At 48.4% G+C, this 16,925-nt stretch carries 11 protein-coding genes; 6 read left to right on the forward strand and 5 right to left on the reverse strand.

Going from position 1 to position 16,925, the window contains the following annotated elements; genetic code table 11:
- Positions 1–3,104 (reverse strand): TraB/GumN family protein (locus AC4E7D_RS03570; protein WP_490172436.1); only part of this gene is annotated, 3,104 nt, incomplete at its 3' end.
- Positions 3,105–3,377: 273 nt separating this feature from the next.
- Here AC4E7D_RS03570 and hemH point away from each other — a divergent pair.
- The 4 genes from hemH to AC4E7D_RS03590 all read left to right on the forward strand — a co-directional run bounded on the left by hemH (position 3,378) and on the right by AC4E7D_RS03590 (position 6,797).
- Positions 3,378–4,412 carry a ferrochelatase gene (gene hemH / locus AC4E7D_RS03575; RefSeq protein ID WP_490172437.1) on the forward strand — a complete coding sequence of 345 codons (1,035 nt, stop codon included), beginning with the start codon at positions 3,378–3,380 and terminating at the stop codon, positions 4,410–4,412.
- Positions 4,412–5,797, forward strand: coding sequence for an MATE family efflux transporter (locus AC4E7D_RS03580; RefSeq protein WP_490172438.1), 1,386 nt, complete (start codon positions 4,412–4,414; stop codon positions 5,795–5,797). Before hemH ends, AC4E7D_RS03580 begins: the two co-directional genes overlap by 1 nt.
- A gap of 135 nt (positions 5,798–5,932) precedes the next feature.
- Positions 5,933–6,586: a hypothetical protein gene (locus tag AC4E7D_RS03585; RefSeq protein WP_490172439.1), complete on the forward strand. Its 654-nt coding sequence runs from the start codon at positions 5,933–5,935 to the stop codon at positions 6,584–6,586.
- Between the two features lie 10 nt (positions 6,587–6,596).
- A complete protein-coding gene (locus AC4E7D_RS03590) occupies positions 6,597–6,797 on the forward strand; it encodes a hypothetical protein (RefSeq protein ID WP_490172440.1) in 201 nt (66 codons plus the stop codon).
- A gap of 112 nt (positions 6,798–6,909) precedes the next feature.
- Here AC4E7D_RS03590 and AC4E7D_RS03595 read toward each other — a convergent pair whose 3' ends face one another.
- The 4 genes from AC4E7D_RS03595 to AC4E7D_RS03610 form a co-directional block, all read right to left on the reverse strand.
- Positions 6,910–8,046, reverse strand: a complete 1,137-nt coding sequence (locus tag AC4E7D_RS03595; RefSeq protein ID WP_490172441.1) for a DmpA family aminopeptidase — start codon at positions 8,044–8,046, stop codon at positions 6,910–6,912.
- Positions 8,047–8,079: 33 nt separating this feature from the next.
- Positions 8,080–8,550 (reverse strand): YybH family protein, encoded by a 471-nt coding sequence (locus AC4E7D_RS03600; protein WP_490172442.1) that lies wholly within the window; start codon positions 8,548–8,550, stop codon positions 8,080–8,082.
- Between the two features lie 110 nt (positions 8,551–8,660).
- The gene (locus AC4E7D_RS03605; protein WP_490172443.1) at positions 8,661–10,868 is read right to left on the reverse strand and encodes an outer membrane protein assembly factor BamB family protein; all 2,208 of its coding nucleotides are present in this window, start codon (positions 10,866–10,868) and stop codon (positions 8,661–8,663) included.
- Complete coding sequence (locus AC4E7D_RS03610) at positions 10,865–11,308, reverse strand: RidA family protein (protein WP_490172444.1); 444 nt, start codon at positions 11,306–11,308, stop codon at positions 10,865–10,867. The genes AC4E7D_RS03605 and AC4E7D_RS03610 overlap by 4 nt, the downstream gene beginning before the upstream one ends.
- A 205-nt stretch (positions 11,309–11,513) precedes the next feature.
- On the opposite strand from AC4E7D_RS03610, the gene AC4E7D_RS03615 reads away from it, so the two are divergent.
- Both AC4E7D_RS03615 and AC4E7D_RS03620 read left to right on the forward strand, forming a co-directional pair.
- Positions 11,514–14,624, forward strand: coding sequence for a VPS10 domain-containing protein (locus AC4E7D_RS03615; RefSeq protein WP_490172446.1), 3,111 nt, complete (start codon positions 11,514–11,516; stop codon positions 14,622–14,624).
- Positions 14,625–14,653: 29 nt separating this feature from the next.
- On the forward strand, positions 14,654–16,925 hold a 2,272-nt coding region (locus tag AC4E7D_RS03620; RefSeq protein ID WP_490172445.1), incomplete at its 3' end, for a WD40/YVTN/BNR-like repeat-containing protein.

A 16,925-nucleotide genomic window follows, 5' to 3' on the forward strand; every position in this document is an offset into this window, starting at 1 on the left:
ATCAGCAGCCTGCTGTTGATGTCCCCTGCAAGGGAATCAATAAGGGAAAGTGGCGCATGTTCGTCGTCCAGGGCATAGCGCTGGGCGTAAGTGGTTTTGATATCCGGATCCTTTACAAGGGACAATAATTGGAAAAAATCCTGAACAGCTTTATCCCGCTTAAACGGATAAAGCACTACCACATAATCCTTGAGGAGCTGTGCGGTCTGGCGCCTTCCGATTATAGAAGCATTTGTATTGTGTGCCATTTCTCCGCTGACGTGCCCGAGATGCCGCTTCAGCTGAATACGGGCATCGTTCAGGATAAGCCGTTTATAGGAACGATAGCTCCCTGCCTTAATATCGCCAGCAGCTTTCAGCTTGGCCAGCATGGAGATAATGGGAAGTTTGTATTCGGCTATTGTGCTGTATTGAAGGATATCCGGAAACAAGCGCTTGGCCAGGGGCAGGCTGTCCCTGAAAGGAGAAAAGATTTTATCGATTTCCTTGGAATTGGCTGCCAGGGGGAGGTCCTGTGCCAGTAAATCAAGTATGAGCTGTGCAGATTGCAGGTTTTGTCCTTCGGCGATGGCCTGCAGGATCTTGGCCTGTGCCATTGAGTTTTTGAACGACTTTGGATAATGCTCCTTGAAAAATGCCACTACTTTCGGGTCTTCGATAGCCCCTAGTGTAGTGATCAAATGCGATTCTATTTGCTTCTGATCCCGCCCGAACGTATGGTGCCTGAGGTAGAAGACCAATGAGTCTATGTGTTTTTTTTCAAATATGGGATAGCGGTATCCCTTGAGGAGAATACTGTCTTTCTTCCTGAGGGCCGCAAAGAAATCCCGAGTTTTATCTTGTAGCATTTCCCTTCCGATCAGGGTGTCCAATGGAACGAAATTGTCATAGAATTTCTGAACGAACGCACTGGGTGCATTAATCGTATCCACCACCGTCTTAAGCTCATAGAGCAACCCGCCCTTAAGCACATTCTTAACCAGGATCCCACGGGAACTCTTTTTATCAGACAGGGTGTATTGAAACTCAAATATCTTCCCTTCTTTATCTGATTGCCGGGTATTGATGAGGTTAAAATTCTTCTTCTCGTAATGTGATTGCCGGAGCCTCCACACAGAATCGATATTCGAAAAGGCCATCAGGTCATGGGCCTTATTGAGTTCCACAACGATGGCCTCATTGTTTTTGTTCTGATAACGTGATTTCTTGGAATACGCCTCGTATGGTTTTACCTTCTTACTCCTGTTGCGTCCATTCCTGGAGCTTTCTACAAAGTGCTGGGGTTTTATGTTTGACACCGTTGTAAAGAACATGGCGGTATCCACGACTTTTTTAAACGGCGCTTCGTATTTGGCAGGGTTGATCTTAAATGAGCTGAAAAATCTTTGGGCACGGGCACTGTCCTTTGTGGTGCACCCCAATAAATAATAGTCACTTCCCCGGAGGTGGGATTTCAGGTAAAGGCTTTTTCCGTTTTCATCGGCTATAAGGGCCTGTGAAACGAGGCTGTTTTCTTTTGGTTCGCCGTATTGCGGTTCCAAATCGAGGTCTTCATAGAAACGCTGCTGTATCTGTTTTAGTTCAAAGGCGTCTTCCTCCAGGTATTCCACATCATTCAGGGTGGTTTTTTTAAGGAAATAATGCGTGTTGGCATCCGGGTCATAACCCTCAATATACCGGTCCCCAAATCCGGATGGGTTATAGAAGTGATACCAATGAGGCATCAGCAGCTCAAAATCCCCGTAAGCTGAATGTACCTTTGAATAGACAATATCCGCTTGTTTAAATTTCAGGCTTTTGAAAACCTGGTCACCGTAAACAGATACATAGTTCCCAGGACCTGCCATTTTCAGGATCAGGATCTCAAGGGGAGTAGAGAAGATCTGATAGCGTTGCTGATCCCCATTTTTTAATTCGTTTCGAATGTCCAGGCCCGGGTATCCTGATTTTGATATATTTCGTTTCGCTGTGATTTTACCGGGGATGTTTTCAAACAGCATTTGATCCATATCCCGGAGGTCCGGCAATTCGCCCTTGTTCAGGAAGCGGAAACTCGGGATACGGTGAATAATGACGTAACTCCCGTTGGCCAGGTCCGGTGCCACATAAGTAGCCTTATTCCCCAGCTCAACAGGATAGAGTTTATTGGGAAGTGCTACGGAAAAGAACCCGTCTTCTGCATCATAGCGGCGCAGCGTATTTTTTCTGATCTTGGATTCCACCTTTTCTTTTAGTGCCTTACCCTTTTTCGTCGCATCTGACGTCAGCGGGGTTACCGTGTACCCTTTGGCCCTCAGGAGGGCAATCACCCCTTTATCTCCCGCCAGGTGTGCCGCTCCAATACCAGCAAATACTTTGGCCTGATGCATCACGGAATCCAGTTTTTCCGCCATTTGCTCATTGCGGAGGTAAAGCATATTCTGTCGGTAGTACTCCGTGTACATGGCCTTGTCTATGGAATCCAGCAAGCTGATGTTCCGCTCCCGGTAGGCATCCTGCATGAGATAGGTGAGGTCTTGCTTTTCCATCATTTTCTGCAGCCACTCATCCGGTTTTTGTTTCATCGCATTCTTACTGGCCCGGCCAACTAATGCATTGGCAACTTCAAGGTCCTCCAGGGCAATTACAGGCTTATTGAACTTTGCCCCGGCCCTGTAGATAAACATGTCCAGGTAGGTGTCCTCCTCGAAATTCTGATTGTATTCGTTGGTGCGGTAAAGGATATTGTTCACTAACCGGTCCTCGGATGCCAGGAACTTCGCCAGGTCCCTTTTCTCCGGGGGATGGAATTGGAAAGCACGGGAATAAAATCCTTTGGGCCTGAACCCATAACCCGGGTGATAACGACCGGCAGCCCGGTCTGTATCGGATTCCAGCCATGTGCCCGGATCGGATTCCAGGGCCACCATTTCGCTGGCGAGAAGGGCTTCGTAGAAAACATCGTCGAGGTGAAAGGCAATTTTCTTGCTCACGTGCATGGTTCCGTAGAGGTAGGAGCTTTTTTCCAGGCCGTTACCCTGGATTTCCCACAGCAGGCTGTTGGGTTCCTGGGCATTCAGGGCCATGAAAAGGCAAAGCAAAAGTCCTGTGCAACACGTGCGCATTATCGATGTCGTTTTTGGTTTGTTTATAAACCGGTGCAGGTGTGGCACCCGCTTTTTTATTCCCTCCCCTTGTCAGGGGAAACATCCCTCAGGGCGGTTACTCCATAGGGAAAGCTTATGTAGGCATCAAAAAGTAATCTCCTATTTTCAACGCAGATTACAGGTAAGTAGTATTTTTGCGCTGTTAAAATAGTACGGGGGTAAAAACCCGGTGCCGTGCCTAAATATAGAAGCAATAATCATAAAATTTCACGGGCTTAACAAAAATTTCTTATGAAAAAGGGAGTATTACTGGTTAATCTGGGGTCTCCGGATAGTCCTACCCCAAAGGATGTAAAACCTTATTTGGACGAATTTTTAATGGACGAAAGGGTCATTGATGTACCCAAATGGTTGAGGAATATATTGGTGAGGGGAATTATTCTGCAGACCCGTCCAAAACGGTCGGCCAAGGCCTATAAAAAAATATGGTGGGACGAAGGTTCACCCCTGATCGTCATCTCTGAACGCTTTAGGGATAAAGTAAGTGCAGAGCTATCGCTACCAGTAGCGTTGGGGATGCGCTACGGGTCGATGAGCATCGAAAAAGGCCTTGCCGAGCTGAAAGCGGCAGAAGTTACTGATGTATTGCTCGTTCCCCTATATCCGCACTATGCCATGTCTTCCTATGAGACCGTTGTGGTAAAAACACTGGAAGTACAGCAAGAGAAGTTCCCGGGGATGAAGATCACAACCCTGCCGGCCTTTTATTCCAATGAGGACTATATCAAGGTGCTCTCAGACAGTATTGCCGATGGCTTAAAGGATTTTGAATATGACCATATCCTCTTTTCCTATCACGGAATACCTGAGCGGCACATCCGGAAATCAGATCCCACCAAATTCCATTGTAAGATCGATGGGACGTGTTGTACTACAAATTCTGTAGCCCACTATACCTGTTACCGGCACCAATGCTACGATACTACGGAACGTGTGAAGGCGCAGATGAATTTGGAAGAAGACAAGGTGAGTTCTTCGTTTCAAAGCCGGCTTGCCGGTGACCCATGGCTTAAGCCGTACACCGATTTTGAATTTGAACGCCTGGCTAAAGAAGGCAAAAAAAGGCTGGCTGTCGTAACCCCAGCCTTTGTGAGCGACTGTCTGGAGACCCTGGAGGAAATTGCCATGGAAGGGCAGGAACAATTTGAAGAAGCAGGGGGGGAACACTACAAGCACATCCCCTGCCTCAACGATTCTGACGCCTGGGTGGCCCTCATGGTAAAGTGGATCCGAAATTGGGAGCATGACCAATCCCTACCAGTGTAATGGCCAGGGTGTCCTCAGATCAGCTCGGGACGGAACCCATCGGCAGGTTGCTGGTTCGGCAGGCAGTACCTGCATCTATCGGTATCCTGGTGATGAGCCTGAATATTCTGGTGGACACCATCTTTGTAGGGAATTGGATAGGATCTATAGCCATAGCGGCGATCAACGTAGTATTACCGGTTTCCTTTTTTATCGCAGCCCTTGGGATGGCCATAGGGATTGGAGGAAGCAGTGTTATTTCCAGGGCGCTGGGGGCCGACAATAAAGAAAAAGCCCGCTTAACCTTTGGTAACCAGATCAGCCTGACCCTCCTCGTAACCATCTCCATGGTGGTCCTCGGCCTCTACTATATCAACGAGTTAATTCCGGCATTCGGGGGCAAAGGGCTCATTTTTGAGCCTGCTAAAATCTACTATACCATCGTGTTGTATGGGGTGCCCTTCCTTGCCCTCTGTATGATGGGCAATACGGTAATCCGTGCAGAAGGGAAACCGCGGTTTGCCATGATTGCGATGATCATCCCCTCTGTTGGGAATTTGGTACTGGACTATATTTTCATCTATCTGCTGGATTGGGGCATGCATGGAGCTGCCTGGGCGACCACAGCAGGCTACCTCCTTTGTTTTGGCTACATTATATATTTCTTTCTCTCCCCGAATTCCGAACTAAAGATACAGGGCCATCACTTCCTCCTCAGCCGTAATATTCTGCGGGAAATAGGCGCCCTTGGCGTGGTTACCCTTTCACGACAGGCGGTGACCAGTATTACCTATTTGTTGATGAACAACATCCTGTTTAACCTTGGAGGAGAAGCGATGGTGGCAGTATATGCGATCATAGGAAGGATGCTGATGTTTGCCTTTTTCCCGGTATTCGGGGTCACACAAGGCTTCCTTCCCATTGCCGGTTATAATTACGGGGCCCACCGGTATATCAGGGTAAAGGAATCGATCTATACAGCGATCAAATACGCTTCCTATATGGCCACCCTGGTCTTCCTGGGACTTATGATTTTTCCCGATGCCATAACGGCCCTCTTTCTCAGCAACCGGCCCGATATTTCTGAACAGGAACTCCTCACCAATGCTTTTGTCGCCGCACATACCCCTTCTGCGATGCGATGGGTGTTTGCCGCTACTCCCATAATTGCCCTTCAACTTATTGGTGCTGCCTACTTCCAGGCCGTTGGCAAGGCTGTCCCGGCCCTTCTCTTAACCCTAACCCGACAGGGATTCTTCTTCATTCCCTTAATACTCATTTTGCCCTCCTTTATGGGGGAACTGGGGGTTTGGATCTCTTTCCCCATAGCTGATGTGTTGTCTACCCTGGTTACCGGATTTTATTTGAGAAAAGAGGTAAAATCCCTGCTGCAGATCGCCAGCTAGTAGTACACCCTCCTTTTTATTTGCCTGAATTTTTTTGAGCTGCATGCATGCTGCGGCTGCCCCCTATATATTCGAGCCACATTACTGCCATGGTTTGATGAATAGAGAATTTAGTTGTAACGAAAAACAAGAAAAATGAAAATGAAGGTGTATAAAATAAAAGGGAAATTGATCAAAAAGAGGATGATCGGACTAGCAATAGTTCTGCTGTACTTTGGGGGAGTAGGTTGCCAAAAGCACGCTGATACGCCGGAATACAAAAATGTGGAAAGGGAATTGGCATTGGACGGACTGGAATCCGCTTTAAAGGAATCTGCTTTCCTTTTTAAGAATGCGGGCAGGAAGGGAATTACGGAAAAGGATGATGCTGTTAGGTCAGCCCTGAACCCTGCCCTGGAACAAAGCAGGAAACTGTTGCGGACTTATGGGATAACGGATGATTTCCTCAATAGGGAATTTAAGGACCCCAACGATCCCAGGATTATCCTGGCGGGCCTTTGTTTTTTATCAGCGGAAAGACAGCAGGGGCACGCCCGATCCATTAACCGCGCACAAATCTTTGACTTAAGACTATTTGCCCAGCAGAACTCCCTGAATGAAGCACAACCAGACTGGATGGAGTGCATGCTTATCGCCGTGGGGGTGGATGCCATAGTAGAATTTCTCAAGGGTAATATCACTGAAACGCTGGCAAAAAAAGCCATAAGGAAAATTGCTTCCCGAACTCTGGGATGGGTTGGCGTGGCGCTTGCCCTATATGAATATGGAAATTGTATGGGTTGGTACTAATACGGGTGAGATGAAAAAATTCAGATACAGAGGCACCATGCCAAGGCTCCTGTTATTTGCTTTCCTGATACTAAGTGGAGGCTGGCATTTTGCTAAAAATGGATTCGATGAAGTACGACCAGAAGAAATATGGTTAGGTATTGTTTTGTTAGTTGCACTGCTGGGTTCGTTGATCCTGAAGCTCTCTGTGAAAAGAAAGCCGAAGGAGTAACTGCCAGCGGCAGGGGTTAGTGAGGGAGGAGGCCTTCGAATAAATTTCGGAGGCTTTCTTTTTTATCCTGTTAACAGGAGACACAAGGCTTACAGCAAGTTATAAAAGGGAATCAGTTTTTATTCATGAGCTTCAGGATTTGCGCTACTGGTAATTCCTTAACCTCATGATTGTCCCTGCCTTCCATTGTTTCAGCTGCAAAGAGGGAGTTAATAATGGCTTCTTCCGTGGCTTCGATCGCAGCCAGGAAGAGAGGGCTCATCGCATCATTATTCAATACTTGTACTGTTCTAACCGGACTTTCTGCCGCATACGGTACTCGGTTTTCCCGGTAGGTTGAAAAAGCAATGACATAATCGCCGCTTCCATTGGAGGTGATTCCCCCCGTACGGCCCAGACCTAAAATTGCCCGCTTGGCAAGCCTTTCCAAATTCCTGGCCAGGATGGGCGCATCGGTTGCCACGACAATCATACAGGAGCCGTCCGCGTCGTACATAAAATTCTTACTGTAATTGTTCAGCTGCTTGCCCACGGGCGTTCCATTGATTTTCAGGACACCTCCAAAATTGGACTGCACAAGCACCCCTACTGTGTATCCTCCTACTTTTTCCGGGAGTACGCGGGAGGCCGTTCCAATTCCCCCCTTATATCCGAAGCAGACCGTACCGGTTCCGGCACCCACGTTGCCTTCGGCCACTGCTCCCCCGGTAGCTTGCCTGATGGCCTCCAGCACGTCTTCTTCCTTAACATGCCGTCCACGTATGTCATTCAGAAAGCCGTCGTTGGTTTCCCCGGCCAGGGCATTTACAGATCTTACCTGTTCATTGCCTTCCAGGTTCAGGGTATAGGAGATAACCGCATCCATAGCAGTCGGGACGCTAAGGGTGTTGGTCAGGACCACCGGGGTTTCCAGGACCCCCAGTTCTTTCACCTGGGTGGAACCTGCGAGTTTGCCGAACCCATTTGCTACATAAATAGCCGCAGGTACTTTTTCCTGAAATAGGTTACCGGAGTGGGGCAAAATAGCCGTTACTCCGGTACGGATATGCTGTTCCCTGATCAGCGTGGTATGCCCTACCAAAACCCCGGGAGTGTCCGTAATGCTATTCAAAGGGCCAGGCTGCAAAACACCAATTTCAATCCCCAGGTCCCTGGCTCTGGGTTTTTGGGCATGCGTGGAGTAAAGAGACATCAGCAGTAGTACAATACTTATCCAACAATAATGGGAATACCTTTTTGAGTAATCCATGCTACCTATATATGCGATCCAATCTGTAAGGTATTATTTAATTGAACTTAAAGTGGGATCCTCACTCAACTGGTCTACAGCGCATTTCCAGCTGCCATCTTCCTGTTTTTTCCATATGGTAACGGTTCTGAAGTATTGCGTCATTGGATTTCCCAGGGAATCATTCATGGTAAATGAGGTTTTTTCCAGTAAATAACCCAGGTCTCCGCTGGAGGAAACATAGGCTTCGTAAGGCTCCCACATTACTTTGAATCCTGGAATTTCGGATGTTCCCTCAAGCATTTCCATGATCGCCTCATGCCCCCGCATCATGGGTTGTCCTGATTGTGTTAATTGCGCATCCTCTGTCCAGTAGCTCAGGTACTCTTCATTGCTCTGGGATTGTGCCCATTCCCTGCTTATGGCCATTAATGCTTCGGCTTCAGCAGCCTGGTCAATCTGTTTTTTCTCCTGGCAGCTCATGATCAGCAAGCCACCCAGCAGTAAATAAAGTGTAGTCTTCATGATTTTTGGTTTAGTTGTTTAATAATTCAAAGATATTTAGTGTTTTATGCCCTATAAGTTACGCGATTATTCCAATCCGTATCATAAAAAGGGCACATAATCCTCAAACCCTATTTTTCGGGAAGTGTAAATGCCATATAGGTAGCACCGGAAGGTGTTCCCATTTTACCTCCCCCACAGGCGATTACCACATATTGTTTCCCACCTATTTCGTAAGTGGCTGGAGTGGCGTAACCCCCGGCAGGTAATTTCGTTTCCCAAAGTGTTTCCCCATTCTTCATATGGATAGCCCTGAATTTTTCATCCCGGGTCGCTGCTATGAACAAAACCCCACCGGCAGTGATCACAGGACCGCCATAATTTTCGGTACCGCTTACGGGATACTCGGGATCGTCAAAGCCTTTTTCATGACCCAGCGGAACCTGCCACAGGTATTCACCTGTATTTAGGTCCAGGGCATTTAAAGTACCCCATGGAGGTTTTACCACAGGATACCCCCTGTTATCTTTAAAACGGCCGAAGCCCACCATGGCATAGGGAAGGGTGGTATTCTTTTCAGCACGGTGATCGTCAGCTTCAGACGATTCCATGCCGGTTAAATAGGCGGAAATCGCTTCCACCTCTTCCTGGTCAATATTAGGCATCCCAGGCATTGCTCCCTTTCCCTTGCTAATTATGTGAGATATTTCATTTTGGCTGTATTTTTCCTCGATGCCCCGCAGTCCTGGAATAGCGTCTACCCCCTGAAGCTCCCCTCCATGACAGCGCGCACAATGGACGCGGGTTAAGCGGGTCCCGGGAGATAAGCCAGCCCCTGCCCCTTCCACACGTGCCATACGCACTATCCAGGCCATTTCATTGGCATTTACATACATAACCCCACTTCTGGGATCCACTGCGGCGCCCCCCCATTCCGCACCCCCGTCGGCTCCTGGGTACAGGATTACCCCGGTAGTGTCAATGGGAATAAACTGACCCTGGGAAGTAACTTGTTCCAGCTTTTCTTTTACGGTTGGAGGTGAAATGTTCTGCTCTTTGTCGATAAAGTCATCCACGAATGCCGGCTGGTTGGGAGCATATAGATCTTCCACCTCCACGCGTTGGCGTGCAAAGGGTGCTGGAATAAGGGGGAGGGGTTGGGTTAATGCTGCAGTATCCCCTTCCAGGGTTGTACCGGGAAAAGGAAATTCTTTGATTGGGAAAAAAGCTTCTCCGGTAAGACGGTTAAAAACAAAAACATGACCACTTTTTGTGATTTGTGCTACTGCAGGGATCAACGTACCGTCTTTTTCCAGGTCGATGAGGTTGGGAGGAGCAGGTAGATCGCGGTCCCAAAGGTCGTGGTGCACCATTTGAAAGTGCCATAAGCGTTCACCTGTAGCCGCGTTCAATGCAATCAGGCTGTTTGCAAACAGATTGTCACCTATCCGGTCACCTCCGTACCAGTCAAACGCTGCAGAACCCGTTGGCACATATACAATACCGTTGTCTTCATCCAGAGCCATTCCCGCCCAATTATTGGCGCCCCCAGAAGTTTGATACGCGGTCTTAGGCCAGGTATCATAGCCGTATTCCCCGGGTTGTGGGATGGTATGGAAGATCCACACCAAATCTCCGCTGAGTACGTCATAGGCCCGGATATGCCCCGGGGCGGCACCCGGTGATTCGGAGGTGCGATGACCTGTAATCAATAAATTCTGGTAGATTACGCCGGGCGTGGTCATCACAATGGGAACTTTTTTGGGATCCCTGCCCAGGCCCTGCCTTAGGTCTATATATCCTTCTTTTCCAAAGGTGGTGATTTGATTTCCGCTGGCGGCTTCCAATGCGTATAACTGGTAACCTGAAGCGTAGAAAAGACGTTGGTCATTGCCGTTTTTATCTGACCAGTAAAGGAGACCACGGCTTAAGCCTAATCCGGTATGGTCTTTCCCTGGTGGTTGAAATTCCCATTTCAGGTTCCCATTAGCGGCATCCAGGGCAAAAAGGGCGTTGGTGGGGCTGATCCCATAAAGGGTGCCACCTATGATCAGGGGATTGGTTTGTATCTGTGTATTCCGGCCTTCAGGAATTTCACCGCTCACATAGCTCCAGGCGGGAACGAGTCGGGAAACATTGCTGGTATCTATTTCAGAAAGGAGGGAGAAGTGGGTGCGTTCGGGGTCACCGAGATAATGTGCCCATGATTTATAATTAGGATTTTCCAGCACTTTTTTGCTGAGGGAACTCATGTTAAAATTCCCCTCACCACTTCTTGAGCAGCTGCTGAGCAGCAAGCAAGCAAGTGGGAACAGTGTAATAAATATGCGCAGATTCATTCATCTGTATTTAAGGGAACAACTGCTATGGCCTCAATTTCTATCAGCCATTCCTTCCTGGCCAGGGCTTGGACGCCAACTAGGGTACTTGCCGGCATTTTTTCATCGCCAAGCAATTCCTTTCGAAGGTCCCTGAAAAGGTCCAATTGGGCTTCTTCGTAACCTACAATATAGGTGTTCATCTTTACGATATCCCCAGTGCTGGCATCCATTTTTTCCAGTAACCCCTTGAGCCGCCCAATAGCCGACCGCATTTGCGACTCCAGATCCGGTCCGTCCCCTATTTGTCCCGAAACATATATGGTTTTGTGATCAGCTGATGTGATCACCACAGCTTCCGAATACCCGTTGTGCTGATCAACGTAGGTCTTGGTGATCCCCTTGGATTGAGCATGATGCTCGGGAGCCCGTTCGCAGGCAGAGGCCAACATCAAGAACATTAAAAACAGAGATTTATAAGCATATGGAAGTCTCATGGTGTTCTGGATTTTGTTTGGATACAGATTTACACGCTTATGAAAAGTACTAAATCTTTAGCTTCCATGCCCGCCTTAATACCGTTTATTATCTGCCTCTTTTTCCCTACATTTAGTGCCGACTAACGCAAAAGAACACCAAATGAAACGCTTACCATTACTGTTGGGGATGGCTATCCTCACCTTTTCCTTACTACCGGAATCCATAAATGCACAAAGACGCAAAAAAACTGCTCAGGCAACCGTTACGTATCCGGAATCTCTCTATTCCAGTATGCAATACCGCCTTGTTGGCCCCTTCCGGGGAGGCCGGTCAGCTGCAGTAACAGGAGTTCCCGGGGAACCCAATTTATTTTATTTTGGGGCTACCGGAGGAGGAGTTTGGAAGACCACAGACGGGGGCCGAAGCTGGGAAAATATATCGGATGGCTTTTTCGGAGGAAGTATTGGTGCTGTTGAAGTGGCAAAAAGCGACCCCAATGTTATTTATGTCGGGGGAGGTGAAAAGACCTTAAGGGGGAATGTTTCCTCCGGGTATGGAGTTTGGAAGACGGTAGATGCCGGTAAGACGTGGAAATCTGTCGGTCTCGAAAAAAGTCGGCATGTGCCCAGAATACGCATACACCCAGACAATCCGGATATTGTTTATGCCGCCGTTCTTGGAAACATCTATAAGCCCACTCCGGACCGGGGAGTTTATAAAAGTACAGATGGAGGGGCCACATGGAGGCAGACCCTTTTTGTAAATGATCAGGCGGGTGCAGTGGATCTGGTAATGGACCCCAATAACCCCAGGATCCTCTATGCTTCTACCTGGCGGGCCAAGCGTACCCCATACAGTCTGAGCAGCGGGGGTGAAGGATCAGCATTGTGGAAAAGTACAGACAGTGGTGAAAGCTGGACCGAGATCTCAAAGAATGAGGGCTTTCCACAAGACACTCTGGGAATTATAGGCGTATCCGTGGCGCACAAAAATTCAGATCGCGTATGGGCCATCGTTGAGAATAAAGACAAAGGAGGATTGTATCGATCGGATGACGGGGGTAAAAAATGGACGTTAGTTAACAGTGAACGAAAACTTCGCCAAAGGGCCTGGTACTATACCCGCGTATACGCCGACACGGAAAATGAAGATGTCGTATATGTTTTAAATGTACGCTATCACAAATCAACCGACGGGGGAAAGACATTCAAGACTTTTAACGCTCCTCACGGAGATCATCATGACCTGTGGATCTCTCCGGAAAACTCTAAGCGTATGATCATCGGTGATGATGGAGGGGCACAGGTGTCCTATGACGGTGGGACCACCTGGAGTACGTATTACAACCAACCTACAGCCCAATTTTACAGGGTTACCACGGACAATGATTTTCCCTATCGCATTTATGTGGCGCAACAGGATAATTCCACCGTCAGAATTAGGCACCGAAGCGATGGATCCAGTATCGGGGAAGATGACTGGGAGCCCACGGCAGGAGGGGAGTCTGCCCATATCGCGGTAGACCCAACTAATAATGATATCGTATACGGTGGGAGCTACGGGGGCTTTTTAACCCGTGTGAACCATGAAACGAACACAGTCAGGGCAATCAATGTATGGCCTGATAACCCCATGGGCTATGGTGCTGAAGGGATGAAATATCGCTTCCAGTGGAATTTCCCCATAATTTTCAGTAAGCATGACCCTAAAAAACTCTATACCTTTTCCAATCATGTACACATGAGTACAGATGAAGGGCAAAGCTGGAAATTACTGAGCGGAGACCTCACACGAAATGACCCTGATAAACTGGTTTCCAGCGGAGGGCCTATAACCCAGGATAATACAGGGGTAGAATATTACTGTACCATATTTGCAGCCAATGAAAGCCCGATGAAGGAAGGCCTGATTTGGGTGGGGAGCGATGACGGGCTTGTTCATGTCACCCGGGATGGCGGGGCGTCCTGGCAAAATGTTACCCCTCCGGGTATGCCGGAGTGGAGCATGGTGAACAGTATTGAACCTTCTGCCTTTGATGAAGGGACCTGTTACCTAGCAGCCACTCGATACAAACTGGGAGATTTTACCCCGTACTTATATAAAACTACGGATTACGGGAATACCTGGACGCGGATTACCAATGGCATCAAGAGTGAGCATTTCACCAGGGTACTCCGTGAAGATCCCAAAAGAAAGGGCCTCTTGTATGCCGGAACAGAAACAGGGATGTATATATCTTTTGATGATGGCGGAAATTGGCAACCCTTCCAGCTCAACCTGCCCATTGTTCCCATAACAGATTTGGCCATTAAAGACAACAACCTTGTGGTTGCTACCCAGGGGAGGAGTGTCTGGATCCTGGATGATCTCACGGTGCTGCATCAGTTAGACAACAGCAAGAAAACGGCCTCAAGCATTCTCTTTGCCCCCAAAGATGCCTATCGTACCAAGGGCAGGGCAGCATCTACTCCTTCAAAGACGGCAGGACAAAACCATCCCAATGGAGTGGTGACGCATTTCTATCTAAGGGATTTTGATAAGAAAGACAGTATTGCCCTTACCTATACCACTGTACAAGGGGATACCCTGGGCAGTTTTAGCACCTATGCAAAAGACAAAAAGAAAACCCTTAAGGCAAAGAAAGGAGGAAATACCCATGTATGGGATACCCGTGGTAAAGGAGCGGAGAGGCTAAAAGGCATGATCCTTTGGTGGGCAAACCTCAACGGAGCCAAGGCAGTTCCCGGAGATTATCTTGTGCACCTGAATGTTAATGGGGAGACCCAAACCCAGCCTTTTAAAATTATCCCGGATCCGAGGGCTGAGGTTTCGGTGGCTGATATGAAGAAGCAATATGATTTCATCACCGAGGTGAATACCACCGTGGACCGTGCACACCAATCCATTAAGAAAATCAGGAAGATCTCCACGCAACTCGATACATTCATGAAGCAATATGCCGATGACGAACGTACAAAGGAGTTACGCGAGAAAGCCAAAAAAATGAAGTCTGATTTTGAGGCAATAGAAAAGGCACTGTACCAAACGAAGAATCGAAGTGGTCAGGACCCTTTGAATTTCCCGATAAGGCTGACGAACAAACTTGCTCATTTGAACAGCCTGGTCTCCATCGATGATTTTCCTCCTACAGCGCAGGACATGCAGGTGAAAAATGAACTGTCTGCAAAGATCAGGGAACAGCTTACTGCTTTTGATCAGCTTGTGGACCAGGAAATCTCGAGTTTCAATGAGGCCTTCAATGCCTTGAAATTGAATTATCTGTTTATTGAAGAATAGTGCCCTGAAAAAACTTATTTGAAATGATTATGAAAAAGCAATTCTTGCTTCTGGCAATAGGTTTGGCCCTGACCACCGGACTGGCCCAAACGGCATCAGAATATTTTGCCCCCTTAAAGTATCGGAACATTGGCCCATACAGGGGTGGCAGGTCTGTAACGGCTACCGGAGTAGTAGGTGATCCCCTAACCTATTACATGGGGACCACAGGGGGTGGTTTATGGAAAACCCGGGATGCCGGGCAACGCTGGGAAAATATTTCCGATGGGTTCTTTGAAACCGGATCCGTCGGCGCGGTTGCTGTTTCTTCATCACATCCCAATGTGGTCTATTGCGGCATGGGGGAACACGCTCCGAGAGGGGTGATGACTTCCTACGGAGACGGGGTGTATAAATCCACAGATTCTGGAAAAACCTGGAAGAAGATCGGCCTTGATAAAACCCAGCACATATCACGTATCATCATCCACCCGGATAACCCGGATGTAGTATATGTAGCCGCTCAGGGGGCCCTTTACGGTCCCAACCCGGAACGTGGGGTATATAAAACGACAGATGGAGGCGATAATTGGGAGCGGATTCTATTTGTAAATGAACTAACAGGCGCAGTAGAGTTGTCCATGGATCCTTCGTCCCCGGGGATACTCTATGCGGCCATGTGGGAACACCAGCGGACCCCGTTCAAAGTAATCAGCGGTGGCCCGGGCAGTGGCTTATACAAGTCTACAGACGGGGGGGAGAGCTGGAAACAAATTCACAAAGGATTACCTGAAGAAAAAGGAAAAATGGCTATAGCCGTAAGTCCTGCAAACCCTGATCGTGTTTATGCACTGATCGAAAGTGACTCGGACAAGGATAAGGGAGGGCTGTTTGTCTCAACCGATGCAGGCGCTTCCTGGCGTATGGTGAGTGGTGATAACCGACTGGTACAAAGGGCATGGTATTATATTGAAGTATTTGCTGACCCCAATGATGAGCATACGGTCTACGTGCTAAGTGCGCCGGCCCTCAAGTCCATTGATGGCGGCAAAACCTGGGAGCGGTTACGCGGGACGCACGGGGATTTCCACGATTTGTGGATCAACCCGTCTGATTCGGAAAATATGGTGATCGCCAATGATGGAGGGGCAGCTATAAGTTTTAATGGCGGCAAAACCTGGTCTACCCAGTCCAACATGCCAACAGCTCAGTTTTATCGTGTAAATGCAGACAACTTGTTCCCTTACAATCTTTACGGGGGACAACAGGACAACACCTCCGTGCGTATTGCCAGCTTGTCTGCAGGGCGATGGAGTATTGGGGAACAAGACTGGACCTATTCGGCAGGGGGTGAGAGTGCCTTTCTGGCATTTGACCCTGATAACCCCAGGTATGTAATGGGAGGTAGTTATCTGGGCACTATTGAAGCCCTGGATATGCATTCCAAATCCGGGACCAAGGTCATGGCCGCGCCCATTCAGTATTTGGGCAGAGCGGCACGTGACATGAAATACCTGTACAACTGGAATGCACCCATTATCTGGTCACAACACGAACCGGGCACCTTTTACCATTGTGCCCAGCTGGTACTGCGGACACGGGATATGGGACTTACCTGGGAGGAAATCTCCCCGGACCTGACCCGTAATATGGATGAAAAACAGGGCAAAGGAGGAGGGCCTTACACGAATGAAGCTGTGGGGGCCGAAAATTACGGTACAATAGCCTATATGATCGAATCGCCCCATGAAGCTGGTGTATTCTGGACCGGAAGTGACGATGGCCTTGTGCATATTACCCGGAATGGAGGGGAAACATGGGAAAATGTCACCCCAAAAGGACTGCAGGAGTGCCTTGTGAATGCCATTGACATTTCTCCTCATGATCCTGCAACAGCTTACATAGCGACTACCAGATATAAATTCAACGACTATACACCGGCCATGTACAAGACCACGAATTATGGCAAATCATGGACGAAGATAAGCGAAGGTATCCCATATGGTGCTTTCACCAGGGTAGTCCGCGAAGACGGTACCCGGAAAAACCTGCTATACGCTGGTACGGAAAAAGGGATATACATTTCCTGGAATGGAGGCCTGAAGTGGGAACCTTTCCAACTCAACCTTCCGGTTACCCCGATAACCGATCTTAAAGTGCATCAGGGAGATCTCCTGGTGGCTACCTCTGGCCGGTCCTTCTGGATCCTGGATGACCTCGAAGCATTGGCACAATACGTCCCAAATTCAGAGGGCCTTTCGGTTATGCAACCTGCAGTAACGTATAACGGTAGCTGGGGAAGTCCACTGAGCGGTAATGCCG

The organism is Lentiprolixibacter sp. (assembly GCF_982873095.1).